Genomic DNA, 24257 nt, shown 5'->3' with positions numbered 1-24257 from the left:
CGCAATGCGTTGGTGGTCCGACCGGTGTCAGCCCGCCTGCAGCGTGAGCGGCGCACCGGGGTCCGGGGACAGCGGCACGTTCTCCCGCTGCAGCAGCCAGGACGCGATGTTGTGGAACAGCGGAGCCGCCGACGAGCCGGGCGATCCGTCCGCCGCGCGGTGGGGGGCGTCCAGCATGACGCCGATGACGTAGCGCGGATCGTCAGCGGGCGCCATGCCGGCGAAAGTGATCCAGTAGACGTCGTCGTAGTAGCAGCCGCACGCGGGGTTGATCTGCTGGGCGGTGCCGGTCTTTCCGGCGATCTGGTAGCCCTCGACGGCGGCCTGCGGGCCGGTGCCCTGCTGGACGCCGCGGGGGTCGCGCTGCACCACCGACCGGAACATGTCGCGCACCGTGCGCGCGGTCTGGGCCGAGACCACCCGGATACCGTCGGGGCGCGGTTCCTCGGTGCGGGTGCCGTCCGGTGCGACGGTGTTCTTGATGATGCGCGGCGGTACGCGGACACCGTCGTTGGCGATGGTCTGATAGATGCCCGTCATCTGCAGCAGAGTCATCGACAACCCCTGTCCGATGGGCAGATTCGAGAACGTGCTGCCGGACCACTGGTCGATGGGCGGCACCAGACCGGCGCTCTCGCCGGGCAGACCGACCCCGGTGCGCTGCCCGAGCCCGAACATCTCCAGCATCTCGGCGAAGCGCTCCGGCCCGAGGCGCTGGGCCAGCATCAGCGTGCCGACGTTGGAGGACTTACCGAACACGCCGGTGGTGGTGTAGGGCATGACGCCGTGCTCCCACGCGTCGCGGACCGTCACCCCGCCCATGTTGATCGAGCCCGGCACCTGCAGGACCTCATCGGGGTTGGTGAGACCGTTCTCGATCACCGCCGCCGCGGTGATCATCTTGTTCACAGAACCCGGTTCGAACGGCGAGGACACCGGCAGGTTACCCAGCTGCCGTTCCTGCTGACGGCTCAGATCCTGTGCCGGGTTGAAGGTGTTGTCGTTCGACATCGCCAGCACCTCACCGGTTTTCGCGTCGAGCACGACGGCCGACGCATTCTTGGCGCCGGAGGCGTCCTTGGCGAGCTGCACCTGTTGCTGCACGTGGAACTGGATGTCGTCGTCGATGGTGAGGGTGACCGTGGACCCGTTGACCGCGTCGTGGCGGTTGCGGTAGCTGCCGGGGATGACCACGCCGTCGGAACCGCGGTCGTAGGTCACCGAACCGTCGGTGCCTGCGAGCACCGAGTCCAGCGAGTCCTCCAGACCCAGCAGACCGTGCCCGTCCCAGTCGATGCCCCCGATGATGTTGGCCGCCAGCACCCCGCCGGGGTACTGGCGCATGTCCTGGCGTTCGGAGCCGACCTCGGGGAACTCGGTGGTGATCGCGTCGGCAATCGCCGGATCGACCGCACGGGCGAGGTACACGAACGTCTCGTTGCTGCGGAGCTTCTTCAACACCGTTGCGGTGTCGGGCTTGCCGCCGAGCCGGGAGGACACCGCCTCGGCGATGTCCTTCAGCCGGGCCTGCGGGTCGGGCGCGTCCGAGGACTTCAGCTCCTCGTTCTTGGCGAACGCCTCCTCCAGCTGCTTGCGCACGCGGACCGGCTGGAAGGTCAGCGCCCTGGCTTCGATCGTGAAGGCGAGCTTGTCGCCGTTGCGGTCGACGATGGAGCCGCGCACCGCCGGGTCGATATCGGTGACCTTGAGCTGGCCCGCCGCCTCGGCGCGCAGCCCTTCGGCGCGTGGCACCTGCAGTGTGAACAGCTGCGCGGCCGCGACGACCAGCAGCAGGAAGATCACCGCGTTTCCGGTGCGGTGCCGGAACACGAAAGACGCACTGCGCAAACCGCTCTGGGTCGCAGCCTGGCGGGTGCGCCGGGACCGGGCCGAGCGTTCCTGATTCGGCGCCGTGGCGAGCGTCTTTCCCGGCGTCTTGGCGGGCGTCGCCGCGCGGGCGCGGCGCTTGTCGCGACTCACGCCGGCGCTCCGGGCACGGCGACCGGGGGTGCCGGTAGCTGCGGACCCGGAACCGTCCCCGGAGCCGCCCCGGCCGGTGGCGGCAGGTGTGACGGGACGGCGTCGACCGGGGTGACGGGTCCCGGCGTCGGGAACTGACCTGAGACAGCATGCGGCACTTCGGCGTTCGGGTCGCCTCCCGGCGCCGTGAGCGGTAGTGCGGGAGCGGTGCCGGGAAGCACAGGTTGGGCGCCCGGCAGCGCGGGCGACGGGGCCGTCGAGGGCAACCGGACCGGCACCTCGAGGGGTTCCACCACGCGCGGCGCGGGCGGCGCGGGCGGGGCCGGCTCGGGCAGCGGCGCGTTCAACGGCGGCGGCGGAACCCCTTCTGCCGGTTTGGGAGTGCCCACCACGACCCAGTTCCCGGCCGGGTCCTGCACCAGGTGCGCGGTGTCACGGGACGGGATCATCCCGAGGTTGCGGGCGGCCTCGGCCAGCGCGGGTGCGGCCTGGGCCGCAAGCACGTCACGTTCGAGCGCTTCCTTCTGTTGCATCAGAGCCTGGTTGACCTGCCGGGCGTTGCCGAGTTGGTAGGAGCGTTCGGCGGCATCGGTGGACAGCCACAGCGTCACGCCCAGCCCGACCCCGAGGGCGCCGATGATCAGCACGACGAACGGCACCCGCGCGACCAGCCGCCGCGGGTTGAGGTCGACCCCTGCCAGCCGGACCAAGATGCGCTGGCGCAGCGGCGGCTTGACGACCTTGGGCGCCTTGGCCTTTCGCGCCTTGGCGCGGGCTTTGGCCTGGCTGGCGCTCTTCGGCCGCGCAGGCAGGTCCTTGGTGCGGGCGATCGGGGTGGTGCGCGGCGCCGAACGCTGCGGCCGCGGATCCCGCGTCGGCTTGCGCCCACGGGGCTGCGCCTCGACCGGCACCCGCCTGCTCTCGCGCGCTCCCCTGCGCGTGTCTGCGGATTTCACCGTCTCCCGGGAAGACCGGGCGGACCGCGCCGACCGGGACGCGGAGTGCTCGGTCTTGCGCGTCGGCTTCTTCGCCTTCATCGCTGCTGTCCCCCAACTTTCTCCAATGCGCGCAACCGGACCGGGGCGCTTCGCGGATTACGGCTGACCTCCTCGTCGTCGGCACGTTCGGCGCCCCGCGTCAGCGCGACGAATCTCGGGCCGTGCCCGGGAAGTTCGACGGGCAGGCCGGGCGGTGTGCGCGACGCGGTGGCGGCGGCGAACTCGGTCTTGACGATCCGGTCCTCCAGGGACTGGTAGGCCATCACCGCGATCCGGCCGAGCGGACGCAGCACCTCCAGCGCGGAGGGGATAGCCAGCCGCAGCGAGTCCAACTCGGCGTTGACCTCGATGCGCAGCGCCTGGAAGGTGCGTTTGGCGGGGTGTCCACCGGTGCGCCGGGCCGGGGCCGGGATCGCCTGGTAGAGCAGCTCGACGAGCTCGCCGGTGGTAGTGAAGGGTGCGACGGCGCGTCGCCGCACGATGTGCGAGGCGATCCGGCCGGCGAACTTCTCTTCGCCGTACTCTCGCAGCACCCGCGCAAGCGCCCGTTCGTCGTAGGTGTTGAGCACCTGCGCCGCGGTCAGATCCGAACCGGCGTCCATCCGCATGTCAAGCGGCGCGTCGGCCGAGTAGGAGAACCCTCGCTCGACACGGTCGAGCTGCATCGAGGAGACGCCGAGGTCGAACAGCACCGCGTCGACCCCCGTTGCGGCGCCGGGGATCTGATCGGCGACCTGCTCGACGGCCTGCCTGATTCCGTCGTAACGGGTGCGCACCAGCGTGACACGCTCGCCGAACGGCTGCAGCCGGGCGGCGGCGATCTGCAGCGCATCGGCATCGCGATCGAGGCCGATGACCTTTAACTCGGGAAACTGGGTGAGGAAACGTTCGGAATGGCCGCCGGCGCCGAGGGTGGCGTCGACGAGCGTCGCGCCTGCGCCCACGGGGGACGTCCGGGTCAGGGCGGGAGCGAGCAACTCGACACAGCGGTCGAGAAGGACCGGGACATGAGGCTGGTCATCCACCATTGCTGCGCTTTGCGGGATCGGGGCGGCCCCTGCAGTGAGGTCCCTGTCCGAGAGCGCGGACCTGACGTCGGGGAAGTACGTCAGGGCCGGTTCGGGCAGAGGCCGCACTGCACGGGCCTGCGGGCCGGTGGCCAGATCAGAGAATGTCGCCGAGTGCGTCATCGCTGGCCGCGGAGAAGTTCTCTTCGTGAAGCTCCTGGTATTCCTGCCACGCCTGGGCGTCCCAGATCTCCAGGAACCCGATCGAACCCGTCACCACACACTCCTTGGTCAGGTTCGCGTAGCGGCGATGTTCAGCGGACAGCGTGATACGGCCTTGTGAATCCGGATACTGCTCATCGGTACTCGCGGCCAGGTTGCGCAGGTATGCGCGAGCCTGGGGGTTGCCGCGCTTGGCCCGGCTCGAGATGTCGGCGATCATCTCCTCGAACTCGGCCCTCGGGTGAACAGCCAGGCTGTGATCTTGGCTCTTGGTGACCATCAACCCTCCTGCCAGCGCGTCGCGGAATTTGGCGGGCAACGTCAGTCGCCCCTTGTCATCGAGCTTTGGCGTGTAGGTGCCGAAGAACATCTCGTCACCTCGCAGACCTTGCTCAAGCCTTGCCTCAACGGAACCCCGGTCGCTCCGTTGTCCGCCACTTTACCCCACAATCCCCCACTTTGCTCCAATAAGTGCCGCGAGTGTCGCCCGATCACCCACTTCGCGATCATCCGGCAGGACACGGGCACCACGCCGACCTCGACACCGCCCGACCGCCGGCACAAAAGCCCAGCTCGCCGCGGGGACCGTCGGCCGACGGCGCGGTGGGGCGAAGTGGGGCAAACAAAGAAGGGGCAGCCCTATGGGCTGCCCCTCATCTGAAGTTCGGGTTACTCGTCGAAGCGCCGACGGAAGCGGTCTTCCATACGGCTGGTGAACGAGCCGCCGCCACCCTTGACGCGCTTCTGACGCGCCGCCGGCCCGCTGTCGTGGGGCAGCCGGTCACCCTTGCCGACCCGCGGCCCGGTGATCGCGAAGACGACCCCACCGAACATCACGATAAAGCCGATCACCGACAGAATCGGGAAGCTGCCGATCATCGTGGCCTTGAACGCGACGCCGGACACCAGCATCGCGAGACCGACGACGAAGAGCGCGGCGCCCTGCAAACGGCGCCTGGTCGAGGGCGCGCGCAGTGTGCCGCCGCGAACGCTGGACGCGAACTTCGGGTCCTCGGCATAGAGCGCGCTCTCGATCTGGTCGAGCATGCGCTGCTCATGATCGGAGAGTGGCATTCGTCCCTCCCTCTTGCCGTGGGGGCGTCGCAGTCGTTCAAAATCACGTGCGCCCGCATATACGGGCACTTAACAGGAATTATACGAGCTGAATCTGAGCGGTACCACCTAGTTCGCCCCACGATTCTATGACGTGCGCCGCTGACGGCGGCCACCACCTCGTCCGTCGGATGCCCACACTCGGATGCCCAGACGACGGTCCGGCCGATAATGGGTGCCGGTCACACTTTCACCTTCAGGAGGGGCAGACACTTGGCGGCACGTCTGATCGATCTGTCGCCCGGCGATATGGCGCACCGCCTCAGAGATGCGTTGGCGGTCTATGTGGACGCGATGCGTTATCCCCGCGGCACCGAGGATCAGCGCGCGGCGATGTGGCTCGAACACATCCACCGGCGCGGATGGAAGGCGGTCGCGGCGGTCGAGGTACTCGACTGCACCGACCCGGCCGACCCCTCCCCGGCCGCGCCGATGCTCGGCATCGCCTACGGCTACTGCGGCGCCCCCGACCAGTGGTGGCAACAGCAGGTGGTGTCGGGCCTGCAGCGCAGCGGCGCCGACCAGGCACACATCGCCGATCTGATGCGCAGCTACTTCGAGCTGACCGAACTGCACATCCATCCCCGCGCGCAGGGGCGCGGTCTCGGCGAGGCCCTGATCCGGCGCCTGCTCGACGGCCGTCCCGAGCAACATGTGCTGCTGTCCACGCCGGAGATCGTCGGCGAGGACAACCGGGCCTGGCGGCTCTACCGCCGCCTGGGCTTCACCGATGTGATCCGCGGCTACCACTTCGCCGGCGATCCTCGGGCATTCGCGATCCTCGGCCGCGCGTTACCCCTTTGACATGGCCCCGGTCTGGCACGATGACACGGTGCTGACCCGTCACCGCACCCGCAGACGTCTCCTCGCGATGGTGTTGCTGCTGTTGGTCGTCGCGCCGTCGCTGATCGGCTGTGTGCGCGTCAGGGCCTCGCTCACCGTGTCCCCCGACGACCGGGTCTCCGGCCAGATCGTCGCGGCGGCCATCCCGCGCGACGACAATGACAAAGGCCCGCAACTGCTCAACAACCTGCCGTTCGCGCAGAAGGTCGCCGTCTCGGAGTACAGCCGTGACGACTACGTCGGTTCGCAGGCGGTGTTCTCCGATCTGACTTTCGCCGAGCTGCCGCAGCTGGCCGGCATGAACCGCGACGCCGCCGGCGTCGACATCTCGCTGCGCCGCGCCGGGGACCTGGTGATCCTCGAAGGACGGGCGGACCTCACCTCGCTCAGCGATCCGGAGGCCGACGTGTCGCTGTCCGTCGCGTTCCCCGGCGAGGTCACGTCGACCAACGGCGAGCAGATCTCGTCGTCGGTGGTGGAATGGAAGATGCGGCCGGGCGTGGTCAGCACGATGAACGCGCAGGCCCGCTACACCGACCCCAGCGCGCGCTCGTTCACCGGCGCCGCCATCTGGCTGGGCTTCGCCTCGCTGATCGTCGCCGGGGTCATCGGGTATCTGGCCTACATCAACCGGGACCAGTCCCCGCGGCCCGGGCAACCGCAGGAACCGGCGCACTAGGGCTTGCCTACTCGCTTCCGGGCAACAGGCTCTACGCTGAGCAGTCGGGGGCGTGTGCATGAGAGAAAGGGGCGCCCGCTGAGCGTGGATGCATCGGCACCGTCGGCCGTGGAGCTGGCGGCGGCCGTCACCGAACAGCTGCGCGAGTATCTTCGGGAGCGCCGCCGAGACGCCGCGTACATCGGCACCGACTACGCCGTGCTGACCGAGGCCGTCGAGGAGTTCGTGTTGCGCGGCGGCAAACGCCTGCGGCCCTCGTTCGCGTACTGGGGCTGGCGCGCCGTCGCCGGATCGGAGCCGGGGCCCGAGGTGCTCAGGCTGTTCTCCGCCCTGGAGTTGCTGCACGCCTGCGCGCTGGTCCATGACGACGTCATCGACGCCTCCGCAACCCGCCGGGGCCTGCCGACCGTGCACCGGATCTTCGCCGACCGTCACCGCGACAACAACTGGCTGGGTTCTGCCGAGCAGTTCGGGCTGTCCGCGGCGATCCTTCTCGGCGACGTCGCCCTGGTCTGGGCCGACGACATCGTCGCCGGCGCCGACATCGGCGCCGAGGCCCACCGCCGCGTGCAGCGGGTGTGGGCGGCGATCCGCACCGAGGTCCTCGGCGGGCAGTACCTCGACATCGTCAATGAGGCCAGCGGCGCCGAGACCGTCGCGGCGGCGCTGACGGTCAACATCTACAAGACCGCGTCGTACACGATCTCGCGACCGCTGCAGCTCGGCGCCGCGGCGGCCGCCGAGTGCCCGGAAGTGCTGTCGGCGTTCCACGAGGTCGGCACCAGTCTCGGGGTCGCGTTCCAGCTGCGCGACGACGTCCTGGGCGTGTTCGGCGACCCCGCCGTGACCGGTAAACCGTCCGGCGACGACCTGCGCTCCGGCAAACGCACCGTGCTGCTGGCCGAGGCCATCGAGCTCGCCGAGAAGCATGATCCGGTCGGGGCCGAACTGTTGCGCAGTTCCATCGGGACCGATCTGACGGACGTTCAGGTCAAGGAGGTCTGCCTGGTGATCGAATCGGTGGGAGCGCTGGCCGCCGTCGAGAGCCGGATCGACAAGCTGACCCGGCGCGCGGTCGAGATCCTCAACGCCGCACCCATCGACGCAGTGGCCAAGGCCGGGCTGGCCGAGCTCGCCAGATTGGCCGCGAACCGGTCCGCCTAGGAGCATGACGACACCGAGCCCCGCCCCGTCCCCGCGCACCGACGTATCGGATCATCTGCGGCGCCTCAAGGACTTCACCCTCTCCCCCCAGGCACGTCCCGCGCTGGTCGGTGCGCTGGGCGCGACGCTGATCACCGTCGGGGCCACCGGCGCGGGCAGCACACGGCTGCACGATCCGCTGCTGGAATCGATGCACCTGTCCTGGCTGCGGTTCGGGCACGGCCTCGTGGTGTCCTCGCTGCTGCTGTGGGCCGGTGTGGCACTGATGCTGATGGCGTGGCTGTGGCTGGGCCGCCGGGTCGTCGACCGCACCGCCACCGAGTACACGATGAAGGCCACCACCGCGTTCTGGCTGGCCCCGCTGCTGCTCAGCGTGCCGGTGTTCAGCCGTGACACGTACTCCTACCTCGCCCAGGGTGCGCTGCTGCGCGACGGCTTCGACCCCTACGTCGTCGGCCCGGTCGAGAACCCGAACTCATTGCTGGACAACGTCAGTCCGATCTGGACTACGACTACCGCACCGTACGGTCCGGCGTTCATCCTGGTCGCCAAGTTCGTCACGATGCTCGTCGGCGACGACGTCGTCGCCGGCACCATGCTGCTGCGCCTGTGCATGCTGCCGGGCCTGGCCCTGCTGATCTGGGCGGCGCCGCGGGTCGCCCGCCACGTCGGGGCCAGCGGGGCGGCTGCCCTGTGGATCGGGGTGCTCAACCCGCTGGTGATCATCCACCTGATGGGCGGCGTGCACAACGAGATGCTCATGGTCGGGTTGATGATGGCCGGCATCGCGCTGTGCCTGGCCGGGCGCAACGTCGCCGGCGTCACCCTGATCGCGGTCGCCGTGGCGGTGAAAGCCACAGCGGGACTGGCGCTTCCGTTCATGGTCTGGGTCTGGGCCCGAAGGCTGCGGGAACGTCGCGAGTTCAGCACGGTGAAGGCGTTTGCGGCCGCGACGGCGGGATCGGTGGTCGTCTTCGTCGCGGTGTTCGCGGTGCTGTCGCTGGCGGCCGGTGTGGGCCTGGGGTGGCTGACCGCGCTCGCGGGATCGGTCAAGATCGTCAACTGGCTGACCATCCCGACGGCGACCGCCAACCTGCTGAACTCCGTGGTGGGGCTCGTCATCCCGGTGAATTTCTATGCGGTGCTGGAAACCACCCGGATCATCGGGATCGTGATCATCGCGGTCTCGGCGCCGGTGCTGTGGTGGCGTCACCGCCACACCGACCGGGACGCACTGATGGGCATCGCGCTCGTGATGGGCGTCGTCGTGCTGTTCGTACCCGCGGCACTGCCGTGGTACTACACCTGGCCGCTCGCGGTGATCGCCGCGCTGGCCACCTCCAGGCGCTCGATCGCGCTGATCGCGGGCTTCTCGACATGGATCACCGTCATCTGGCGTCCCGACGGAGCGCACGGCATGTACTCATGGGGCCACGTGCTGCTGTCGTTCGCCTGCGCCGGCGCGGCGTGGTACTGGCTCGCGAAGGCTCCGGAGAGTCCGGTCAGTACGCCATCGCCTGAGCGCGACGAACCACCTCACGAGCCTGATGCGAGTGCAACGCATCGACCGGCCGGGCGTTAGCCTGCTGCTCGGTCGAACCGTCCCGGCGAATCGTCAGCGACGGATCCGGGGTGAAAAGCCACCGCATGATCTCGGTCTCGGTGTAACCGCCGTCGCGTAACACCACCAGGAGCCCGGTCAGACTCTTGGGGACGTGCCCGGTGGAATCGAAGAAGATCTTCGGCACCACGGCGATCCCCCCGCGCCGCACCGCGACCAGGTGACCCTCGCGGAGCTGCTGGTGCACCTTCGTCACCGCGATGCCCAACAACTGCGCCACGGCAGGCAGGTCATAGACGGCTTCGTCGGGATCCAGGACGTCCTCGGCAGTCGGAATGCTGCTCATCGCACAGAGTCTAGGACCACACGGGCCCGTTCGACGACGCATGCGGCTCGGCGGGGCAACGGCGGCCGTCTCGGCTCGTACCATGAATCCGATGGAGACCTACCAGCCCGCCGGCCCGCTGTCGGGGACCGTGCTGGACGGTCGGTATCGGGTGGACACGCTGATCGCCACCGGGGGTATGTCCGGGGTGTATCGGGGCCTGGATCTACGGCTCGACCGTCCCGTCGCGCTGAAGATCATGGACTCCCGCTACGCCGGGGACCAGGATTTTCTGACCCGGTTCCAGCGCGAGGCCCGGGCGGTGGCGCGGCTGAAGGACCACGGCCTGGTCGCGGTGTACGACCAGGGCGCAGGAACATCTGCCGGGCAACCGCCCTATCTCGTGATGGAGCTTGTCGAGGGCGGCACGCTCAGGGAACTGCTGCGCGAACGGGGCCCGATGCCGCCGCACGCCGTCGCCGCGGTGCTGCGCCCGGTGCTCAGCGGGTTGGCGGCGGCGCACGCGGCCGGCCTGGTGCACCGTGACATCAAACCCGAGAACGTGCTCATCAGTGACGACGGCGACGTCAAGATCGCCGACTTCGGCTTGGTCCGGGCCGTGGCAGAGGCCAAGATCACCTCGACGAGCGTGATCCTCGGCACCGCGGCCTACCTCGCCCCCGAGCAGGTGGCCAGCGGCGACACCGACTCACGCGGCGACGTCTATTCCGTCGGAATCCTCATCTACGAACTGCTGACCGGGTACACACCGTTCAACGGCGACAGCGCACTGGCGGTCGCCTACCAGCGCCTGGAGCGCGACGTGCCGCCGCCGAGCACCGCGATCCGAGGTGTGCCAAGGCAATTCGACGATCTGGTGCAGTGCGCGACCTCGCGCGACCCGGGCGCCCGCTTCGCCGATGCAGCCGAGATGGCCGACCAGCTAGAGACGATCGTCCGCGAACTCGACCTCCCCTATTTCCGGGTGCCCGCGCCGCGCAACTCCGCGTCGCACAACTCGGCGAACCTGCTGTCCACCCATCCGCACGACGCGCACGACACCACGGTCACCAACCTCGACAAGCCCAGGGCGGCGAGCCGGGACACCAAGGTTTTCACCCGCGACGAACTACCCGTCGACGACGCCGACGAGGTCGACGGATACCTTCCCGCCACAGGGCAGTTCGCGGGCATCGACCTGGAGGAGTTCTACTGGGCGCGGCAACGCTCCCGGCGGGTGCTGTTCTTCTGGATGGTCACGGTGATCACGCTGACCGGAATGGCAGCCGCCGGGGCGTGGACGCTCGGCGCCAACCTGCCGAACCTGCTCTAACCGCGGAGCATCTCCGCCCCTGCCTAACCGCGGAGCATCTCCGCCCCTGCCTAACCGCGGAGCATCTCCGCCCCTGCCTAACCGCGGAGCATCTCCGCGACCAGAAACGCCAGCTCCAGCGACTGCTGCGTGTTCAACCGCGGATCGCAGGCGGTCTCGTAGCGGCCCGCCAGGTCGGTGTCCGAGATGTCCTGGGCACCACCGAGACACTCGGTGACGTTCTCGCCGGTGATTTCGACGTGGATGCCACCCGGATGAGTGCCCAGCGCGTGGTGGACCTCGAAGAAGCCCTGCACCTCGTCGACGATGCGATCGAAGTGCCGCGTCTTGTACCCGGTCGAGGACTCGTGGGTGTTGCCATGCATCGGGTCGCACTGCCAGATCACCTGATGACCCGAGGCCTGCACCTTCTCGATGATCGGCGGCAGCACGTCGCGGACCTTCTGGTTGCCCATCCGGCTGACCAGCGTGAGGCGGCCCGGTTCGTTGTTCGGGTCCAGCCGCTCGACGTACTCGACGGCCAACTCCGGTGACGTGGTCGGCCCGATCTTGATGCCGATCGGGTTCGCGATCACCTCGGCGAACGCGACATGGGCGCCGTCGAGCTGGCGGGTGCGTTCCCCGATCCACACGTAGTGCGCCGACAGGTCGTAGAGCTTCGGGTGCTCCTCGGCCTCGGTGTGCATGCGCAACATGGCCCGCTCGTAGTCGAGCACCAGCGCCTCGTGGCTGGCGTAGATCTCGGCGGTGTCGAGATTGCGGTCGTCGACCCGGCACGCGCTCATGAAATGCAGCGCGCGGTCGATCTCGCCCGCCAGCGCCTCGTAGCGCGCCCCGGCCGGCGAGGTGCGCACGAACTCCCGGTTCCAGTCGTGCACCTGGTGCAGCGACGCCATGCCCGACGACGTCAGCGCGCGCACCAGGTTCATCGCGGCGCTGGCATTGGCGTAGGCCCGCACCAGGCGCGACGGATCGTGCTCGCGGACCGCGGCGTCGGGCGCGAACCCGTTGACCATGTCGCCGCGGTAGGACTTCAGGCCGAGGGCGTCGACGTCGGCCGACCGGGGCTTGGCGTACTGGCCCGCGATGCGCGCGACCTTGACCACCGGCATGCTCGCGCCATAGGTCAGCACCACCGCCATCTGCAGCAGCGTGCGGATGTTGGCGCGGATGTGCGGTTCGGTGTTGTCGACGAACGTCTCGGCGCAGTCGCCGCCCTGCAGCAGGAACGCCTCACCGCGGGCCACATCGGCCAGCTGGGATTTCAGCCGCTCGATCTCCGACGGCACCGTCACCGGGGGCACGCTCTCGAGCACCTTGCGCATCGCTGCGGCCTGGCCGGCGTCCCAGGACGGCTGCTGCAGTGCCGGCTTGGCGAGCGCGGCGTCGAGGCGTTGCCGCAGGTCCTCGGGCAGCGGCGGCAGCGCAGGCAGCTGATCGATGGGCACGTCGACGGTCCAGTTCACCCGTTTATGGTAACCGCGGCGCAAAACCGCATCTCACAGCGCGCGTGCGCCGCCTTCGGTGATCAGTCGATAACGGAACAGGTTGTGCTTGGCGTCGACGAGCGCATCATGCGCGTCCCGCGGCCGCGGTGGCATCCGGGGGCTGCCGCGGTCTTCCCACAACTGACGCAGCTCACGGGTGAAGCGCGGCATGGCCGGCGGCAGATCGGTCATCGGCCCCCACAGCTGGCACAGCACCACATGGTCGTAGGCGCCCACCCAGGCCCACAGCTCGATCGGCTCGTCGCCGTCGACGCCGAAGAAGTCCTCAAGTTCGGCGCGGATCTGCCGGCGCGAGCGCCACAGCGGCGAGGCCGGGGACGGCAGCTTCGGCAGCACGTTCTTGCGCACCCAACGCCCGGCCCGATCGGGATCGAATTCTGTTGAGATGGCGTAGTATTCGCGGCCATCTTCGGCTGCCACGCCGATCGAGATCAGCTCGATGGTCCGGCCGTTGTCGATGAACTCCGTGTCATAGAAGTACCGCAATTACAGGGCTTTCTGTTCGGCGGGCGCGCTGTCGCCGGGGGCGGGCGCGGCGTGGATCTCGCGGTCGAGCTGCTCATCGACCAGTGCGTCGTCGGGGAACTTCGGCATTCCGGCGATCGCATCCTGCAGCCACAGTTTGGCCTGGATGACCGGCCGGCGCAGCCAACGCTCGCGCTCCAGCGCACGGTGCATCTTGCGCGGTCGTCGGGTGTAGCGCCACCGCGCCCACGGCGCATGCGGGCGGGACAGCCTGATCGCACCGACGAACAGCAACGGGGTGATGAACATCCCGACCAGCCCCGTCCACACCTTGCCCTTGAGCAGCACGACCACCGCCAGAGCCAGCGTGAGCAGAGCGCCCACCACCACGACGGTACGGGCGACCACCGAATGGTCGCTCTCCCAGATCCCGACATCGAAGAACGACAACGGGCTGAAACCCATGATCAGCAGGCCGGCGACGGCGACCGCGACGAACACCGCGTCCACCGACGTGCGTCCGTCCTCGGCCCAGTACACATCGGACAGGTGCAGGATCAGCGCGAACTCGTCGAGCACCAGCGCCGCACCGATGCCGAAAAGGATTGACGCGACGGTGAACTCGGGTACGCCCCCATCGACAGCGAGCGTCACCATCGAGACACCGGAGACCATGACCAGAATCACACCGATCACCACGTGGTGGATGTGCAGTCCGCCGCCGGCCGAGATGTTGCGAGGCTGCCACCACTTTCGCGGTGCATCGCTGCCGGAATGCGCGCGGATGTACCGCACGATCGTGCGGGTGATGAAGAACGTCAGGATGAACGCCACGAGGCAGCAAACCAGCGGCAGCCGCGACGGCGGTATGTGTGGCAACAAGTCGAACTCGACGTCCAGGTCCGTGCGCACGCAGAGAACTTACGCCGACCTGCGTGTGTCGCGGCCGGGATACCCGCCGACGCGCCGGTGGGCACCGATAGTCTGGTCGTCGACATGAGTAATCAGCAGTCGCCCGGCGGGCCTGGTTGGAAGCCGAGGCTGGCATGGCGGCTGTTCCAGCTACTGACGCTCGCAGCGCTCGCCGCGGCGGGATGGCGGCTGCTGGGCCACATTCCGTACCGCATCGACATCGATGTCTACCGCATGGGCGGACGCGCCTGGCTGGACGGACAATCGCTGTACGCCGACGGTGTGATGTTCCAGACCCGGGGCGGCCTGGAGCTCCCGTTCACCTACCCGCCACTGGCCGCGGTGGCGTTCGCGCCCTTCGCGATGCTCTCCCTGGAGGCGGCCAGCGTGGCGATCACGCTGACCACGCTGATCCTGCTGCTGGTGTCGACCGTGATCGTGCTGACCCGACTCGATGTCTGGCCCGACACCCGCATCACCGGCGAGCCGGCGTGGCTGCGCAGGGGCTGGCTCGCGGCGGCGATCGTCGCGCCGGCGGTGCTGTACCTGGAGCCGCTGCGCTCCAACTTCGACTTCGGCCAGATCAACGTCGTGCTGATGACACTGGTGATCGCCGACTGCGTGCCACGGCGCACGCCGTGGCCCCGGGGCGTGCTGCTGGGCCTGGCGATCGCTGTGAAGCTGACACCGGCGGTATTCCTGCTGTACTTCCTGCTGCGCCGCGACACCCGCGCGCTGCTGGTCACCGCGGCGTCGGCAGTGGTGGCCACTTTGGCCGGCTTCGCGTTCGCGTGGCGGGACTCCTGGGAGTACTGGACCGAGACGGTTCGCAACACCGACCGCATCGGCACCGCGACCCTGAACACCAACCAGAACATCGCCGGCGCGCTGGCCAGGCTCGGACTCGGAGAGGGCGAGCGCTTCTTCGTGTGGGTCGCGCTGTGCTTCGCCGTACTCGCGCTCACCGTGTGGGCGGCCCGGCGGGCGCTGCGCGCCGACCAACCCGTCCCGGCGTTGATCTGCGTCGCGATGTTCGGCCTCGTCGTCTCCCCCGTGTCGTGGTCGCATCACTGGGTCTGGGCGCTCCCGACCGTACTGGTCACTGCCGTGCTCGGCGTCCGGCTGCGGAACCTGGCCCTGAGCGCGGTGGCGGCCGTCGGGCTGGCGCTGATGGTGTGGACCCCGATCACCCTGCTGCCCGTGCACCGCGAGACCACCGCGTCGCTGTGGCGCCAGCTCGCGGGCGGGTCCTACCTGTGGTGGGCGCTGGCCGTGATCATCGCGTGCGGCACCGTGGCGGTGCGCGGCAATGCCGGCACTGCAGCCGAAGAACCGGCGGACGAAACCGTCAAAGCCTGAGGCTCAACCGGCGGCTGCATCAGGGAGTCGGGTCGGCGGCTTCACGGCCGCATCACCTTTTCCCTGTTTGATGTCGGCCGCGTAGAGGTCGACGTACTCCTGGCCCGACAGGCGCATCAACTCGTACATCACCTCGTCGATGACAGCCCGCTCGATGAACCGGTTGCCTGCCAGTCCCTCGAACCGGCTGAAGTCCATCGGGGCGCCGAATTTGACCTGCACGCGCCCGAACCGCCACATCTTGCTCCCCGGCGGGTTCACCACGTCGGTGCCGATCATCGCCACCGGGATCACCGGGACCTGGGTCTGCAGCGCCAGCCGGGCCAGGCCCGTCTTGCCCTTGTAGAGCCGGCCGTCGGGGGAACGGGTGCCCTCGGGGTACATGCCCAGCAACTTGCCCTGGGCGAGGATGCGTTCGGCGGTGGTGAGCGCAGCCTGCGCACTGTCGGCATCGGTGCGGTCGATCGGCACCTGGCCGGCAACGGTGTAGAACCAGCGGGTGAACCAGCCCTTGAGACCTGCGCCGGTGAAGTACTCGGCCTTGGCCAGGAACGTGATCCGCCTGCTGACCACCAGCGGCAGGTAGAAGCTGTCGGCGACAGCAAGGTGGTTACTGGCCAGGATCACCGCGCCGGACTGCGGAACATGTTCGAGCCCTTCGACTTTCGGCCTGCCGAGCAGGGTCAGCAGAGGTCCCATGAAGACGAACTTGAACAGCCAATACCACATGGACCCTCCGGATCACCGACCGCGGCGCGGTCAATACGTCTGCGACAACTTTACCTACGCGCTGTGTGTGCGACCACAGCTGCGCCTATTCTTCGACGCTCACCGGAATGTGCTGGTAGCGGCCGGGGGTCGACGACGGTCCCGAGGGGCCGTCGGGAGCCGGCGGGCCGGGTTCGTCGGGCGGCGGGCCGTCCGGCTCGGGCGGTGCGCCGCCGCCGGTGCGCTCGATGTCGTCGACCATCGCCTTGACCAGCGTCAGCAGTGCCACGCTGTGCTCAGCCAGCACGCTGAGCAGCGGATGCTGCTCGCCGGAGATCAACGCCGCCAGCGCGCAGACCGGGCACCACACCTGTTGACACCGCCCGGGTCCCCCGTCTACCCCCTGGGCACGGGCAGCAGCCAGGCGGACCGCGGGATCGAGCTTGTCCAGAATCGACTGAGCGAGTTGCCGTAATTCCGGCCCCAGATCGGAGTGAGCCCCACTCACCGTGGCCACACCTCCGGATTCGGTCGGAATCGCACCGTCAGCTCGCTGCCGCGCAGCTGGGCGCCGATGACGATGCACCGTCGCAGTACCGACGCGAGGCGCACCCGGCGCCGCATCCCGCCGACGCCGATGATCAGGTCGTCATCGACCCTACCCAACGACAGCGCGGACGAGTCCACCTGTGGCAGCTCCAGCCGCAGCCGGTACACCGCGTCGAGACCATCGCCCGACTCCCGGTCGACGACCGGACGCAGCGGACCGGGGGGTGGTGCGCCGTCCCTGCTGCGGGCGGATTCGAGCAGTTCGCCGAGCGACTTGGCCCCGATCGGCTCGCCCGATACGTGCGGCACCATCACCAGCGCGACATCACCGATCTTGCGGTGCAGACCGTCGAGCACCGCCTGCTGCTGGGAGATCCGCTCCGAGTACCAGTCGAAGGCCGGGTGCGCGGGCAGATTGCGGTACTCGAACGAATCATCCTGCACCAGAACCTGATTGACGATCAGCTCGGCAACCTGGACCCCCATCAGCGACAACGAGCCGAGGGTGCGCACCGCCTCCGCCGCGACCACGCGCTCCGGCGTCATGACCAGATGGGCGCACACCCGCGCACCGTCGACGAGCAGGGTGCTCAGCCGTTCCGTTCCGGCACCGATCCGTTCGAGCAGGCCCACCATCGCCGCCGACCGGGCGTCGTCGGCGCTGGACAGCCGGCGATGCCTGGGCCAGGCCCGCTCCAGATACAGCGAGAAGGCGGCCGGCAACGTCAGCATCCGCATCGCGTCGGCGGTGGAGGCGCAGTCGACCACCACGAGGTCCCATCTGCCGGAGTTCGCCAGCTCCCCCACCTCGTGCAGGCCCAACACTTCCTGCACGCCCGGCAAGGCCGAAAGCTCTTCAGGCGCAATGTCTCCGACGTCGGAGTCGGGGAACCGGGCGGCCAGCGGGCCGGCGACTGCGCGCCAGCGTTCGGACAGCACCGCAAGGGTGTCGAGTGCCAGCGCATCCAGGGATCCGCCTCCGCAATCGGCGGTGTCGAGTTCGGCGAGCACCCGGGTCGGGGCCCGCCGACCGGTCGGGATGAGGTTGACGCCCAGCACGTCGCCGGTCGAGTGCGCCTGGTCGGTGGACACGACGAGAACCCGCATCCCGGCCCGTGCGGCGCGCACGGCCGTGGCGGTCGCCAATGTCGACTTCCCCACGCCGCCCTTGCCGACGAACAGACTGATCCGGGCCACCCCGGCGGGGTCGTCCGCGCCGGCGGCGGCCCTGCGCTCAGTCAGCCTCGACTCGTTTCTTCAGATCCTTCAGTGCGGTGTCCGTCAGACGCCGTTCAGCCTTTCGCTTCAGCAGACCGATCATCGGGATCATCAGGTCGACGGACAGCTCGTAGGTGACGTCGGTGCCAGATCCCTTCGGCGCCAAGCGGTATGCGCCGTCAAGCGACTTGAGCAGCGTGCTCGAGACCAGCGACCACGTCACAGACTTGTGGTCGGCGGGCCATTCGTAGGCGAGCACCATGTTGTCCTTGAGCACCGCGGCGTCGAGAAGAAGCCGGGCCACCTTCGGGTAGCCCTCGTCGTCGACCTCGAGAACCTCGGTCTCCTTGTATTCGGCGACCCAGTCCGGGTACGAGCCGATGTCGGCGATGACGTCCATCACCGTAGAAGGATCAGCATCGATGTAGATCGTCTGCGCCGTCTTGTCCGCCACTGGAACCTTCCCTGCCGTGGTCTGGTCGCTGGCCAGAAATCTACCCTCCTCGGACGGACTCTGACCGCCTTACTTCAGGCCAGCCGTGACACTCCGACCGGACGGTCCGCCTCCAGCCTGCGCTTGATCTCGAAGGCCATCTCCTTGCCCGCCACCCGCCTGCGGTGGTTCATCTTCGCCAGGTTCATCTTCGCCAAATCGTGCGCGGCCACCGCGGAGGGCTCGGCGTGCAGGAAGTAGTGCAGGATGACGCCGTCGAGCATCTGCTCCAGCCAGACCTCCATGGTGCCGGTCAGCGCGCCGGTCACCGTCCAGCGCTGGCCCTGCTCCGCACGATCCTGCGCGACCACCAGCCGCAGGTCCGGCCACCAGCGCGACCAGCTCGCCTTGTCCGCGACAGCCTGCCCGACCGCCACCGGATCGGCGGCGATGAACGTCTCGTCGGCGATCTGGATGCTGTTCATGGCTGACAAGCTTCACACATGCGCAGACGCGCGCCCACCCCGGCCGACTAGGCTGGACGCCGCACTGCCGCATATGTCGAGAGGGCTCCATCGTGCGTGAGTTCAGCGTTCCCGCCTCGTTCACCGTGAGCGAGCGAGACAACGTCGCTTCGGTCGTCTACTCCCACGAACGCGACAATCCCGATCACGTGATCTTCCAGCGCCTTGTCAACGGCGCCTGGACGGACGTGACACGCCGGCAGGCCGCCCAGCAGATCCGCTCGGCCGCACAGGGGTTGATCGCCGAAGGCGTGCAGCCGGGTGACCGGGTCGCGGTGCTGTCCGCGACGCGCTACGAATGGGTGATCCTCGATTACGCGATCCTGTCGATCGGCGCGGTGACCGTCCCCATCTATGAGACCTCCTCACCGGATCAGGTGCGCTGGGTGCTGGAGGACTCCGGCGCGGTGCTGGCCTTCGTCGAGATCGAGGCGCACGCGCTGATGGTCAAGGAAATGCTCAACGAGTTGCCCGCGCTGCGCAAGGTCTCGGTCATCGACACCGCCGCGCCCGCCGCGCTGGAAGCACTGGCCCAGGCCGGCGCCTCGGTCGACCCCGCCGAGGTGGACCGCCGGCTCGCCGCGATCAAGAGCGCCGATCCGGCCACGCTCATCTACACCTCGGGCACCACCGGCCGCCCGAAGGGCTGCCAGCTGACCCACTCCAACCTCCTCTACGAGATCCGCGGGGCGACCGCTTGTTTCCCCACCCTGCTCCGCAAGGGTGAGCGCCTGCTGGTGTTCCTCCCGCTGGCGCACGTGCTGGCCCGCGCGCTGTCGATGACGGCGTTCGCCAACGGTGTCACCATCGGCTACACCAGCGACATCAAGAACCTGGTCCCGATGTTCGGCCAGTTCAAACCGACCGTGATCGTGTCCGTTCCGCGGGTTTTCGAAAAGGTCTACAACACCGCGGAGATGAACGCCCAGGACAGCGGGAAGGGCGCGATCTTCGCGAAGGCGGTGGAGACCGCCATCGAGTGGAGCAAGGCCCAGGACACCGGCGGCCCGGGCCTGGTGCTGCGGGCCAAGCACGCGCTGTTCGACCGGCTGGTCTACACCAAGCTGCGTGCGGCCACCGGCGGCAACTGCCGTGCGTCCATCTCCGGCGGGGCTCCTCTCGGCGCCCGCCTGGGCCACTTCTACCGGGGTATCGGCCTGACGATCTACGAGGGATACGGCCTGACCGAGACCAGCGCCGCGATCACCGCCAACCGCATCGGTGAGCTCAAGGTCGGCTCAGTCGGAAAGCTTCTGCCGGGCAACAGCATGGCGATCGCCGACGACGGCGAACTGCTCGTCCGCGGCGGCGTGGTGTTCAACGGCTACTGGCGCAACGAGACCGCCACCAAGGAAGCGATCGTCAACGGCTGGTTCCACACCGGCGACCTGGGCAGCGTCGACGACGACGGGTTCCTGTCCATCGTGGGCCGCAAGAAGGAGATCATCGTGACGGCGGGGGGCAAGAACGTGGCCCCCGCGGTTCTGGAGGATCAGCTGCGCGCCCATCCGTTGATCAGTCAGGCCATGGCCGTCGGTGACGCCAAGCCGTTCGTCGGTGCGCTCATCGCCATCGACCCGGAGGCCTTCGAGATCTGGAAGCAGCACCACGGCAAGGCATCGGCCGCGTCCGTGGCCGACCTGATCGACGATCCGGACCTCGTCGGCGAGATCGACCTGGCCGTCAAGAACGCCAACCAGGCGGTGTCGAAGGCCGAGGCCATCCGCAAGTTCCGCATCCTGCCCGCCGACTTCACCGTGCTCACCGGCGAACTGACGCCGACTCTGAAGGTCAAGCGCAAGGTGGTCGCCGACAAGTTCGCCGACGAGATCGAAGGGCTCTACAGCACGGCCTAGAGCAGTCGCGCCAGACGCTCCGCCTGCCTGGTCCACCGCCAGTTGTCGACCACCCACTGCCGTCCCGCGGCACCCATCGCCGCGGCGCGGGCCGGGTCGGCCAGCAGGTCGCCGACGGCCGCCGCGATCGCCCCGACGTCCCATCCGTCGACCACGACGCCGGTCTGTCCGTCGACGACCGTCTCCGGCGCGCCGCCGGACCGCCCGGCCACCACCGGCACTCCGGTCGAGGACGCCTCCAGGTAGACGATCCCCAGCCCCTCGACGTCCAGGCCGGCCCCGCGGGTCCGGCAGGGCATCGCGAACACGTCGGCCATCGCGTGGTGTGCGGGCAGTTCATCGCCGGGCACGCCGTCGGTGAACACCACGTGTTCGGCGACTCCGAAGGTGTGCGCGAGCCGGTGCAGCGCCGTGCGGTACGGGCCGCCCCCGACGATCACCAGCGCGGCGTCGGGAACCCGCTGACGGATCGCGGGCAGCGCCCGAATCAGCATGTCCTGGCCCTTGCGCGGCACCAGACGCGACACACACACCACCACCGGCCGGGTCCCGAGTCCGTAACGGGCCCGCAGTTCGGCGCGAGCGACCTTGTCAGGGACGAAACGATCGGTGTCCACACCGGGCGGCACGCGCTCCAGTGCCGCGCCGGGGCCGAACGCCGAGGCGAACCGCCCCCGCGTGTAGGAGCTGATGTAGGTGACGACGTCGGTGTCGTTGCCGATGCGGCGCAACGCTGTTCGCGCCAGCGGCAGCATCGACCAGCCGACCTCGTGACCATGGGTGCTGGCGATCACCCGCTGCGCGCCGGCGGCACGGGCCAGCGGCGCCAGCAGGGCCAGCGGTGCCGCGGCGCCGAACCAGACGGTGTCGATGTCGCGTTCCTGGATCAGCCGGCGCATCCGCAGGGCGACGGTCGGCTCGGGAACCATCAGCGTGCCGGGGTGGCGGACCACCTCGTAACCGGTCGCTGCGGCCACGGCGTCGTAGTCCTCGGCGCCCTTCCACTTCGGCGCATACACCGTCAGGCGGTGCCCACCGGATTCCACGATGTGGCCGACGAGCGCCTCCAGGTAGGCCTGGATGCCACCGCGCCGCGGCGGATAGTCGTTGGTGACCAACAGGATCCGTCTCATCGCGCACCCGCGGGCAGATCGTCGCCGAGCACGTCGCGGATGGCGGTCGCGACGTCGGGATGGCCGGGCCCGCACGCCGCGACATACAGCGCCCGCAGCGTCGCGGCGCCGTGGGCTCCGGCCACGTAGGTCGCGAACTCCCACGCCCTGTCATAGGCCGCCGCCCGACCGGGACCCGGTGTGGTCAGCTCGGCGTCAGTCGGCGGCGTCGGCGCAACCGCGGGCGGCTCGGCCGGCGGGCGCGCGACAAAGTCCGCGACGCCCTCGGTGAGCCACACCGGGGCATCGGCGGCGGTGTCGGCCCGGGCCGCGTAGTGAAACAGCTCGTGGCGCAGCACCATTTCCAGATCGGCGTCATTCATCGCGCCGGCCGCCGGGGAGAACATGATGCGCTCGGCGGTGGTGGTGGCCGCGACGTCGGCGCTGCCACCGGCCAGCGTGGCGAACTGCTCGGCCGATCCGGCGACCACCACCGAGATGTCGGGGCGCCAGTCCGGACCCCAGAACGCGGTGACCGCCTCCGCGGCGCCGGGCAGTTCAGCCGAGATCCGGGTGAGCAGGTCGTGGCCGCCCGCGGCGCCGAGATCGATGAGCTGGGCCGTGCGGCCGTCCGGCAACGCCGCCGCGACCGGAGCCGACAGGGTGTGGCTCACCGGAGCGGCGACGCTGGGACCGGCAGGGGGCGCCGCTGGACCACCGACCAGCAGTACCGCGCAGAGCAACTCCGCGCCCAGCACCGCCCCGACCCGGCGGCGAGCCGCGGGCCGCGAGGGCTCAGTACCTACGGACGTTGTAGATCGGCGCATTGTCCACCGGGGCGACCCGCACCGGTGTGCCGTAGGTGGACGCGTGCACCATCATCCCGTCACCGATGTAGATGCCGACGTGCGACGCATCGGAGTAATAGGTGACGAGGTCACCCGGCTGCATCTGATCCCTAGACACCGGCTGGCCCCCGCGGGCCAGCGCCTGACTCGAATGCGGCAGCGAGATACCAGCCTGCTGGAAGGACCACATCACCAACCCGGAGCAGTCGAAGGCGCCGGGACCGGAGCCGCCCCACGAGTAGGGCGAACCGATACGGCTCAGCGCGGCCTGGATGACGGTGGTGGCCACCGGCGATCCGGGGGGCGCGACGTCGCCCGGCGGAATCGCCCCGAGGGCGGGAGGCGCGGGCGGTGCGGCCAGCACGGCCGGGTCCTGACCGGGCGCCGGCGGCACGGGCGCCGCGGCTGGCACCGGTGGCGGCGGCGGGGCGGCGGCGAGGGTCTCGCGCTGCTGCGGCGTCAAGGCCTCGTACTGAGCCTTGACGATCGCGATCTGGGTCTGCAGCTGGCTCTGCTTGGCCTGCAGCTCGGCACGTACCGCTGCTGCCTGCTCGGCCGCTGTCCTGGCTTCCGCGGCGGACGCGGCGGACGCCTGCTCGGCGACCTCGGCTTGGCGGCCGGCCTCGCGGAAGTTGGCCATCTGCGACTGCATCTCGGCGGCCATCACCCGCTGGACCGACATCTGGTCGATCAGCCCCTGCGGGGAGGACGCCGTCAGCATCGCGTCGAAGCCCGACGTACGGCCGCCCATGTACTGAGCCGCCGCCAGGCTGTCGACCTTGCGCTGGAAATCCGACAGCTGGGTCCTGGCCGCCTCCATCGCGGCCACATCGCTGACGTGCTTGGCGTCCGCGGCCTGCTTAATGGCGAGCTTGTTGTCGAGGTCGAGCTGAGCGGAGTGCATTGCCTCGGTGGTCTGCTCAGCCTGCCGTGACAGCTGATTCAGCTTTGCCAGCGCGTCTTCAGCGGGGTCGGCGTATGCCCCTCCGGCGAGCACCGCACCGAATAAAGCCATGCCGGCCATCGCACTGATGAAGGTTTGCCGAATACGACGGGACTTAGTGTGCGCGCGGTCGAGCCTCAAGATTTATGCGTCCTTCAATTGCCGTAACGAGCCACCCAGAACTGCTGTTAGGTCTCAAACAGGTTACGAAACGGCATCGGCCTTGTCCAACGGAAGCCGCAAATCTAACAGCCGGCACCGCGACACGCGAAGGGCGCGCAGGCCGCGTGTCGTCAGGCCACCCCGGACCCGCCCTGACGGTGGATCGGAACCAGCCGCAGCCGCGGCGCCAACCCGACCTCGGCCAGCACCTCGAGTGCCCGCCGCTCGTCGACGCGCAGCGTTTCGGGAACGCCGAGCAGCACGCTGACCACGCAGTCCCGGCATCCGGGCCCGCGCACCGCGCAGTCGTCGCAGTCGATCTTCAAAGTCCCGGGGTCGGGGCGTTCGCCCGCCGGCCACTGCTCCTGTGCCATCGCACCTGTCCTTCCGATCGCAGTCGAGCGCACGGTATCGACGGCCTCCGACATTGATTCC

At 69.0% G+C, this 24257-nt stretch carries 25 protein-coding genes; 7 read left to right on the top strand and 18 right to left on the bottom strand.

Annotation, left to right across the window (positions count from 1 at the left end):
- Positions 1–27 precede the first annotated feature (27 nt).
- The 5 genes from ACTWP6_RS05390 to ACTWP6_RS05370 all read right to left on the bottom strand — a co-directional run bounded on the left by ACTWP6_RS05390 (position 28) and on the right by ACTWP6_RS05370 (position 5281).
- Positions 28–1980, bottom strand: a complete 1953-nt coding sequence (locus tag ACTWP6_RS05390) for a peptidoglycan D,D-transpeptidase FtsI family protein (protein WP_443187054.1) — start codon at positions 1978–1980, stop codon at positions 28–30.
- A complete protein-coding gene (locus tag ACTWP6_RS05385; protein WP_443187053.1) occupies positions 1977–3017 on the bottom strand; it encodes a hypothetical protein in 1041 nt (346 codons plus the stop codon). Before ACTWP6_RS05385 ends, ACTWP6_RS05390 begins: the two co-directional genes overlap by 4 nt.
- Entirely contained in the window at positions 3014–4168 is a 1155-nt protein-coding gene (rsmH, locus tag ACTWP6_RS05380) for a 16S rRNA (cytosine(1402)-N(4))-methyltransferase RsmH (protein WP_443187052.1), read from the bottom strand. Before rsmH ends, ACTWP6_RS05385 begins: the two co-directional genes overlap by 4 nt.
- A complete protein-coding gene (locus ACTWP6_RS05375; RefSeq protein WP_260753506.1) occupies positions 4143–4577 on the bottom strand; it encodes a division/cell wall cluster transcriptional repressor MraZ in 435 nt (144 codons plus the stop codon). The genes rsmH and ACTWP6_RS05375 overlap by 26 nt, the downstream gene beginning before the upstream one ends.
- Positions 4578–4876: 299 nt before the next feature.
- On the bottom strand, positions 4877–5281 hold the full coding sequence (locus ACTWP6_RS05370) for a DUF3040 domain-containing protein (protein ID WP_260753507.1): 405 nt from the start codon (positions 5279–5281) through the stop codon (positions 4877–4879).
- Between the two features lie 252 nt (positions 5282–5533).
- Here ACTWP6_RS05370 and ACTWP6_RS05365 point away from each other — a divergent pair, with 252 nt between their 5' ends.
- From ACTWP6_RS05365 to ACTWP6_RS05350, 4 genes are all read left to right on the top strand, one after another.
- Positions 5534–6124, top strand: a complete 591-nt coding sequence (locus ACTWP6_RS05365) for a GNAT family N-acetyltransferase (RefSeq protein ID WP_260753508.1) — start codon at positions 5534–5536, stop codon at positions 6122–6124.
- Between the two features lies 1 nt (position 6125).
- The gene (locus ACTWP6_RS05360) at positions 6126–6842 is read left to right on the top strand and encodes an LppM family (lipo)protein (protein WP_443187051.1); all 717 of its coding nucleotides are present in this window, start codon (positions 6126–6128) and stop codon (positions 6840–6842) included.
- A gap of 84 nt (positions 6843–6926) precedes the next feature.
- Entirely contained in the window at positions 6927–8006 is a 1080-nt protein-coding gene (gene idsA2 / locus ACTWP6_RS05355) for a bifunctional (2E,6E)-farnesyl/geranyl diphosphate synthase (RefSeq protein ID WP_260753510.1), read from the top strand.
- 4 nt (positions 8007–8010) lie between these two features.
- On the top strand, positions 8011–9588 hold the full coding sequence (locus ACTWP6_RS05350; RefSeq protein WP_443187050.1) for an alpha-(1->6)-mannopyranosyltransferase A: 1578 nt from the start codon (positions 8011–8013) through the stop codon (positions 9586–9588).
- On the opposite strand, the gene ACTWP6_RS05345 is transcribed toward ACTWP6_RS05350, so the two are convergent.
- The gene (locus ACTWP6_RS05345) at positions 9509–9913 is read right to left on the bottom strand and encodes an Rv2175c family DNA-binding protein (protein ID WP_260753512.1); all 405 of its coding nucleotides are present in this window, start codon (positions 9911–9913) and stop codon (positions 9509–9511) included. The two genes, ACTWP6_RS05350 and ACTWP6_RS05345, sit on opposite strands and share 80 nt — an antisense overlap.
- A gap of 82 nt (positions 9914–9995) precedes the next feature.
- Between ACTWP6_RS05345 and ACTWP6_RS05340 the strand changes: the two genes are divergently transcribed.
- Positions 9996–11225, top strand: coding sequence for a protein kinase domain-containing protein (locus tag ACTWP6_RS05340; RefSeq protein WP_260753514.1), 1230 nt, complete (start codon positions 9996–9998; stop codon positions 11223–11225).
- A gap of 77 nt (positions 11226–11302) precedes the next feature.
- Here the strand turns inward: ACTWP6_RS05340 and ACTWP6_RS05335 are convergent, their stop codons facing one another.
- Genes ACTWP6_RS05335 through ACTWP6_RS05325 form a run of 3 tightly spaced genes read right to left on the bottom strand, consistent with a single transcriptional unit; the run spans position 11303 to position 14110 of the window.
- Complete coding sequence (locus ACTWP6_RS05335) at positions 11303–12691, bottom strand: class II 3-deoxy-7-phosphoheptulonate synthase (protein ID WP_443187049.1); 1389 nt, start codon at positions 12689–12691, stop codon at positions 11303–11305.
- A gap of 33 nt (positions 12692–12724) precedes the next feature.
- The gene (locus tag ACTWP6_RS05330) at positions 12725–13219 is read right to left on the bottom strand and encodes a polyadenylate-specific 3'-exoribonuclease AS (RefSeq protein ID WP_443187048.1); all 495 of its coding nucleotides are present in this window, start codon (positions 13217–13219) and stop codon (positions 12725–12727) included.
- Positions 13220–14110, bottom strand: coding sequence for a hypothetical protein (locus tag ACTWP6_RS05325; protein ID WP_443187047.1), 891 nt, complete (start codon positions 14108–14110; stop codon positions 13220–13222). It abuts the gene before it with no gap.
- 84 nt (positions 14111–14194) lie between these two features.
- Between ACTWP6_RS05325 and ACTWP6_RS05320 the strand changes: the two genes are divergently transcribed.
- A complete protein-coding gene (locus ACTWP6_RS05320; protein ID WP_443187046.1) occupies positions 14195–15469 on the top strand; it encodes a glycosyltransferase 87 family protein in 1275 nt (424 codons plus the stop codon).
- Between the two features lie 3 nt (positions 15470–15472).
- On the opposite strand, the gene ACTWP6_RS05315 is transcribed toward ACTWP6_RS05320, so the two are convergent.
- The 5 genes from ACTWP6_RS05315 to ACTWP6_RS05295 form a co-directional block, all read right to left on the bottom strand.
- The gene (locus tag ACTWP6_RS05315; protein WP_260753529.1) at positions 15473–16198 is read right to left on the bottom strand and encodes a lysophospholipid acyltransferase family protein; all 726 of its coding nucleotides are present in this window, start codon (positions 16196–16198) and stop codon (positions 15473–15475) included.
- Positions 16199–16283: 85 nt separating this feature from the next.
- Complete coding sequence (locus ACTWP6_RS05310) at positions 16284–16685, bottom strand: hypothetical protein (RefSeq protein ID WP_443187045.1); 402 nt, start codon at positions 16683–16685, stop codon at positions 16284–16286.
- Positions 16682–17923 carry an ArsA family ATPase gene (locus ACTWP6_RS05305; RefSeq protein ID WP_260753532.1) on the bottom strand — a complete coding sequence of 414 codons (1242 nt, stop codon included), beginning with the start codon at positions 17921–17923 and terminating at the stop codon, positions 16682–16684. Before ACTWP6_RS05305 ends, ACTWP6_RS05310 begins: the two co-directional genes overlap by 4 nt.
- Positions 17924–17960: 37 nt before the next feature.
- The gene (locus ACTWP6_RS05300) at positions 17961–18398 is read right to left on the bottom strand and encodes an SRPBCC family protein (RefSeq protein WP_260753534.1); all 438 of its coding nucleotides are present in this window, start codon (positions 18396–18398) and stop codon (positions 17961–17963) included.
- Between the two features lie 74 nt (positions 18399–18472).
- A complete protein-coding gene (locus tag ACTWP6_RS05295; protein WP_443187044.1) occupies positions 18473–18862 on the bottom strand; it encodes a polyketide cyclase / dehydrase and lipid transport in 390 nt (129 codons plus the stop codon).
- A gap of 92 nt (positions 18863–18954) precedes the next feature.
- On the opposite strand from ACTWP6_RS05295, the gene ACTWP6_RS05290 reads away from it, so the two are divergent.
- On the top strand, positions 18955–20757 hold the full coding sequence (locus ACTWP6_RS05290) for an AMP-dependent synthetase/ligase (protein WP_443187043.1): 1803 nt from the start codon (positions 18955–18957) through the stop codon (positions 20755–20757).
- On the opposite strand, the gene ACTWP6_RS05285 is transcribed toward ACTWP6_RS05290, so the two are convergent.
- From ACTWP6_RS05285 to ACTWP6_RS05270, 4 genes are all read right to left on the bottom strand, one after another.
- A complete protein-coding gene (locus ACTWP6_RS05285; protein WP_443187042.1) occupies positions 20754–21890 on the bottom strand; it encodes a glycosyltransferase family 4 protein in 1137 nt (378 codons plus the stop codon). The genes ACTWP6_RS05290 and ACTWP6_RS05285 overlap by 4 nt on opposite strands.
- Positions 21887–22696 carry a peptidase gene (locus tag ACTWP6_RS05280; protein WP_443187041.1) on the bottom strand — a complete coding sequence of 270 codons (810 nt, stop codon included), beginning with the start codon at positions 22694–22696 and terminating at the stop codon, positions 21887–21889. The genes ACTWP6_RS05285 and ACTWP6_RS05280 overlap by 4 nt, the downstream gene beginning before the upstream one ends.
- Positions 22665–23801: a peptidoglycan hydrolase RipC gene (ripC, locus tag ACTWP6_RS05275; RefSeq protein ID WP_443187040.1), complete on the bottom strand. Its 1137-nt coding sequence runs from the start codon at positions 23799–23801 to the stop codon at positions 22665–22667. Before ripC ends, ACTWP6_RS05280 begins: the two co-directional genes overlap by 32 nt.
- A 152-nt stretch (positions 23802–23953) precedes the next feature.
- Positions 23954–24196 (bottom strand): hypothetical protein, encoded by a 243-nt coding sequence (locus ACTWP6_RS05270; RefSeq protein ID WP_260753541.1) that lies wholly within the window; start codon positions 24194–24196, stop codon positions 23954–23956.
- Positions 24197–24257 lie beyond the last annotated feature (61 nt).

This window comes from Mycobacterium sp. 4D054, assembly GCF_052245755.1.
Lineage (GTDB): Bacteria > Actinomycetota > Actinomycetes > Mycobacteriales > Mycobacteriaceae > Mycobacterium.
The sequence above is the reverse complement of the archived record's forward strand: the minus strand, read 5'-3'. Positions and strand labels throughout refer to the sequence as shown.

What these genes read in the sequence shown, in the direction of transcription:
- ACTWP6_RS05385 (WP_443187053.1), bottom strand. Translation starts at nt 3,017, where the DNA reads ATGAAGGCGAAGAAGCCGACGCGCAAGACCGAGCACTCCGCGTCCCGG.
- rsmH (WP_443187052.1), bottom strand. Translation starts at nt 4,168, where the DNA reads ATGACGCACTCGGCGACATTCTCTGATCTGGCCACCGGCCCGCAGGCC.
- ACTWP6_RS05375 (WP_260753506.1), bottom strand. Translation starts at nt 4,577, where the DNA reads ATGTTCTTCGGCACCTACACGCCAAAGCTCGATGACAAGGGGCGACTG.
- ACTWP6_RS05370 (WP_260753507.1), bottom strand. Translation starts at nt 5,281, where the DNA reads ATGCCACTCTCCGATCATGAGCAGCGCATGCTCGACCAGATCGAGAGC.
- ACTWP6_RS05360 (WP_443187051.1), top strand. Translation starts at nt 6,126, where the DNA reads ATGGCCCCGGTCTGGCACGATGACACGGTGCTGACCCGTCACCGCACC.
- ACTWP6_RS05350 (WP_443187050.1), top strand. Translation starts at nt 8,011, where the DNA reads ATGACGACACCGAGCCCCGCCCCGTCCCCGCGCACCGACGTATCGGAT.
- ACTWP6_RS05345 (WP_260753512.1), bottom strand. Translation starts at nt 9,913, where the DNA reads ATGAGCAGCATTCCGACTGCCGAGGACGTCCTGGATCCCGACGAAGCC.
- ACTWP6_RS05340 (WP_260753514.1), top strand. Translation starts at nt 9,996, where the DNA reads ATGAATCCGATGGAGACCTACCAGCCCGCCGGCCCGCTGTCGGGGACC.
- ACTWP6_RS05320 (WP_443187046.1), top strand. Translation starts at nt 14,195, where the DNA reads ATGAGTAATCAGCAGTCGCCCGGCGGGCCTGGTTGGAAGCCGAGGCTG.
- ACTWP6_RS05315 (WP_260753529.1), bottom strand. Translation starts at nt 16,198, where the DNA reads ATGTGGTATTGGCTGTTCAAGTTCGTCTTCATGGGACCTCTGCTGACC.
- ACTWP6_RS05295 (WP_443187044.1), bottom strand. Translation starts at nt 18,862, where the DNA reads ATGAACAGCATCCAGATCGCCGACGAGACGTTCATCGCCGCCGATCCG.
- ACTWP6_RS05285 (WP_443187042.1), bottom strand. Translation starts at nt 21,890, where the DNA reads ATGAGACGGATCCTGTTGGTCACCAACGACTATCCGCCGCGGCGCGGT.
- ACTWP6_RS05280 (WP_443187041.1), bottom strand. Translation starts at nt 22,696, where the DNA reads ATGCGCCGATCTACAACGTCCGTAGGTACTGAGCCCTCGCGGCCCGCG.
- ACTWP6_RS05270 (WP_260753541.1), bottom strand. Translation starts at nt 24,196, where the DNA reads ATGGCACAGGAGCAGTGGCCGGCGGGCGAACGCCCCGACCCCGGGACT.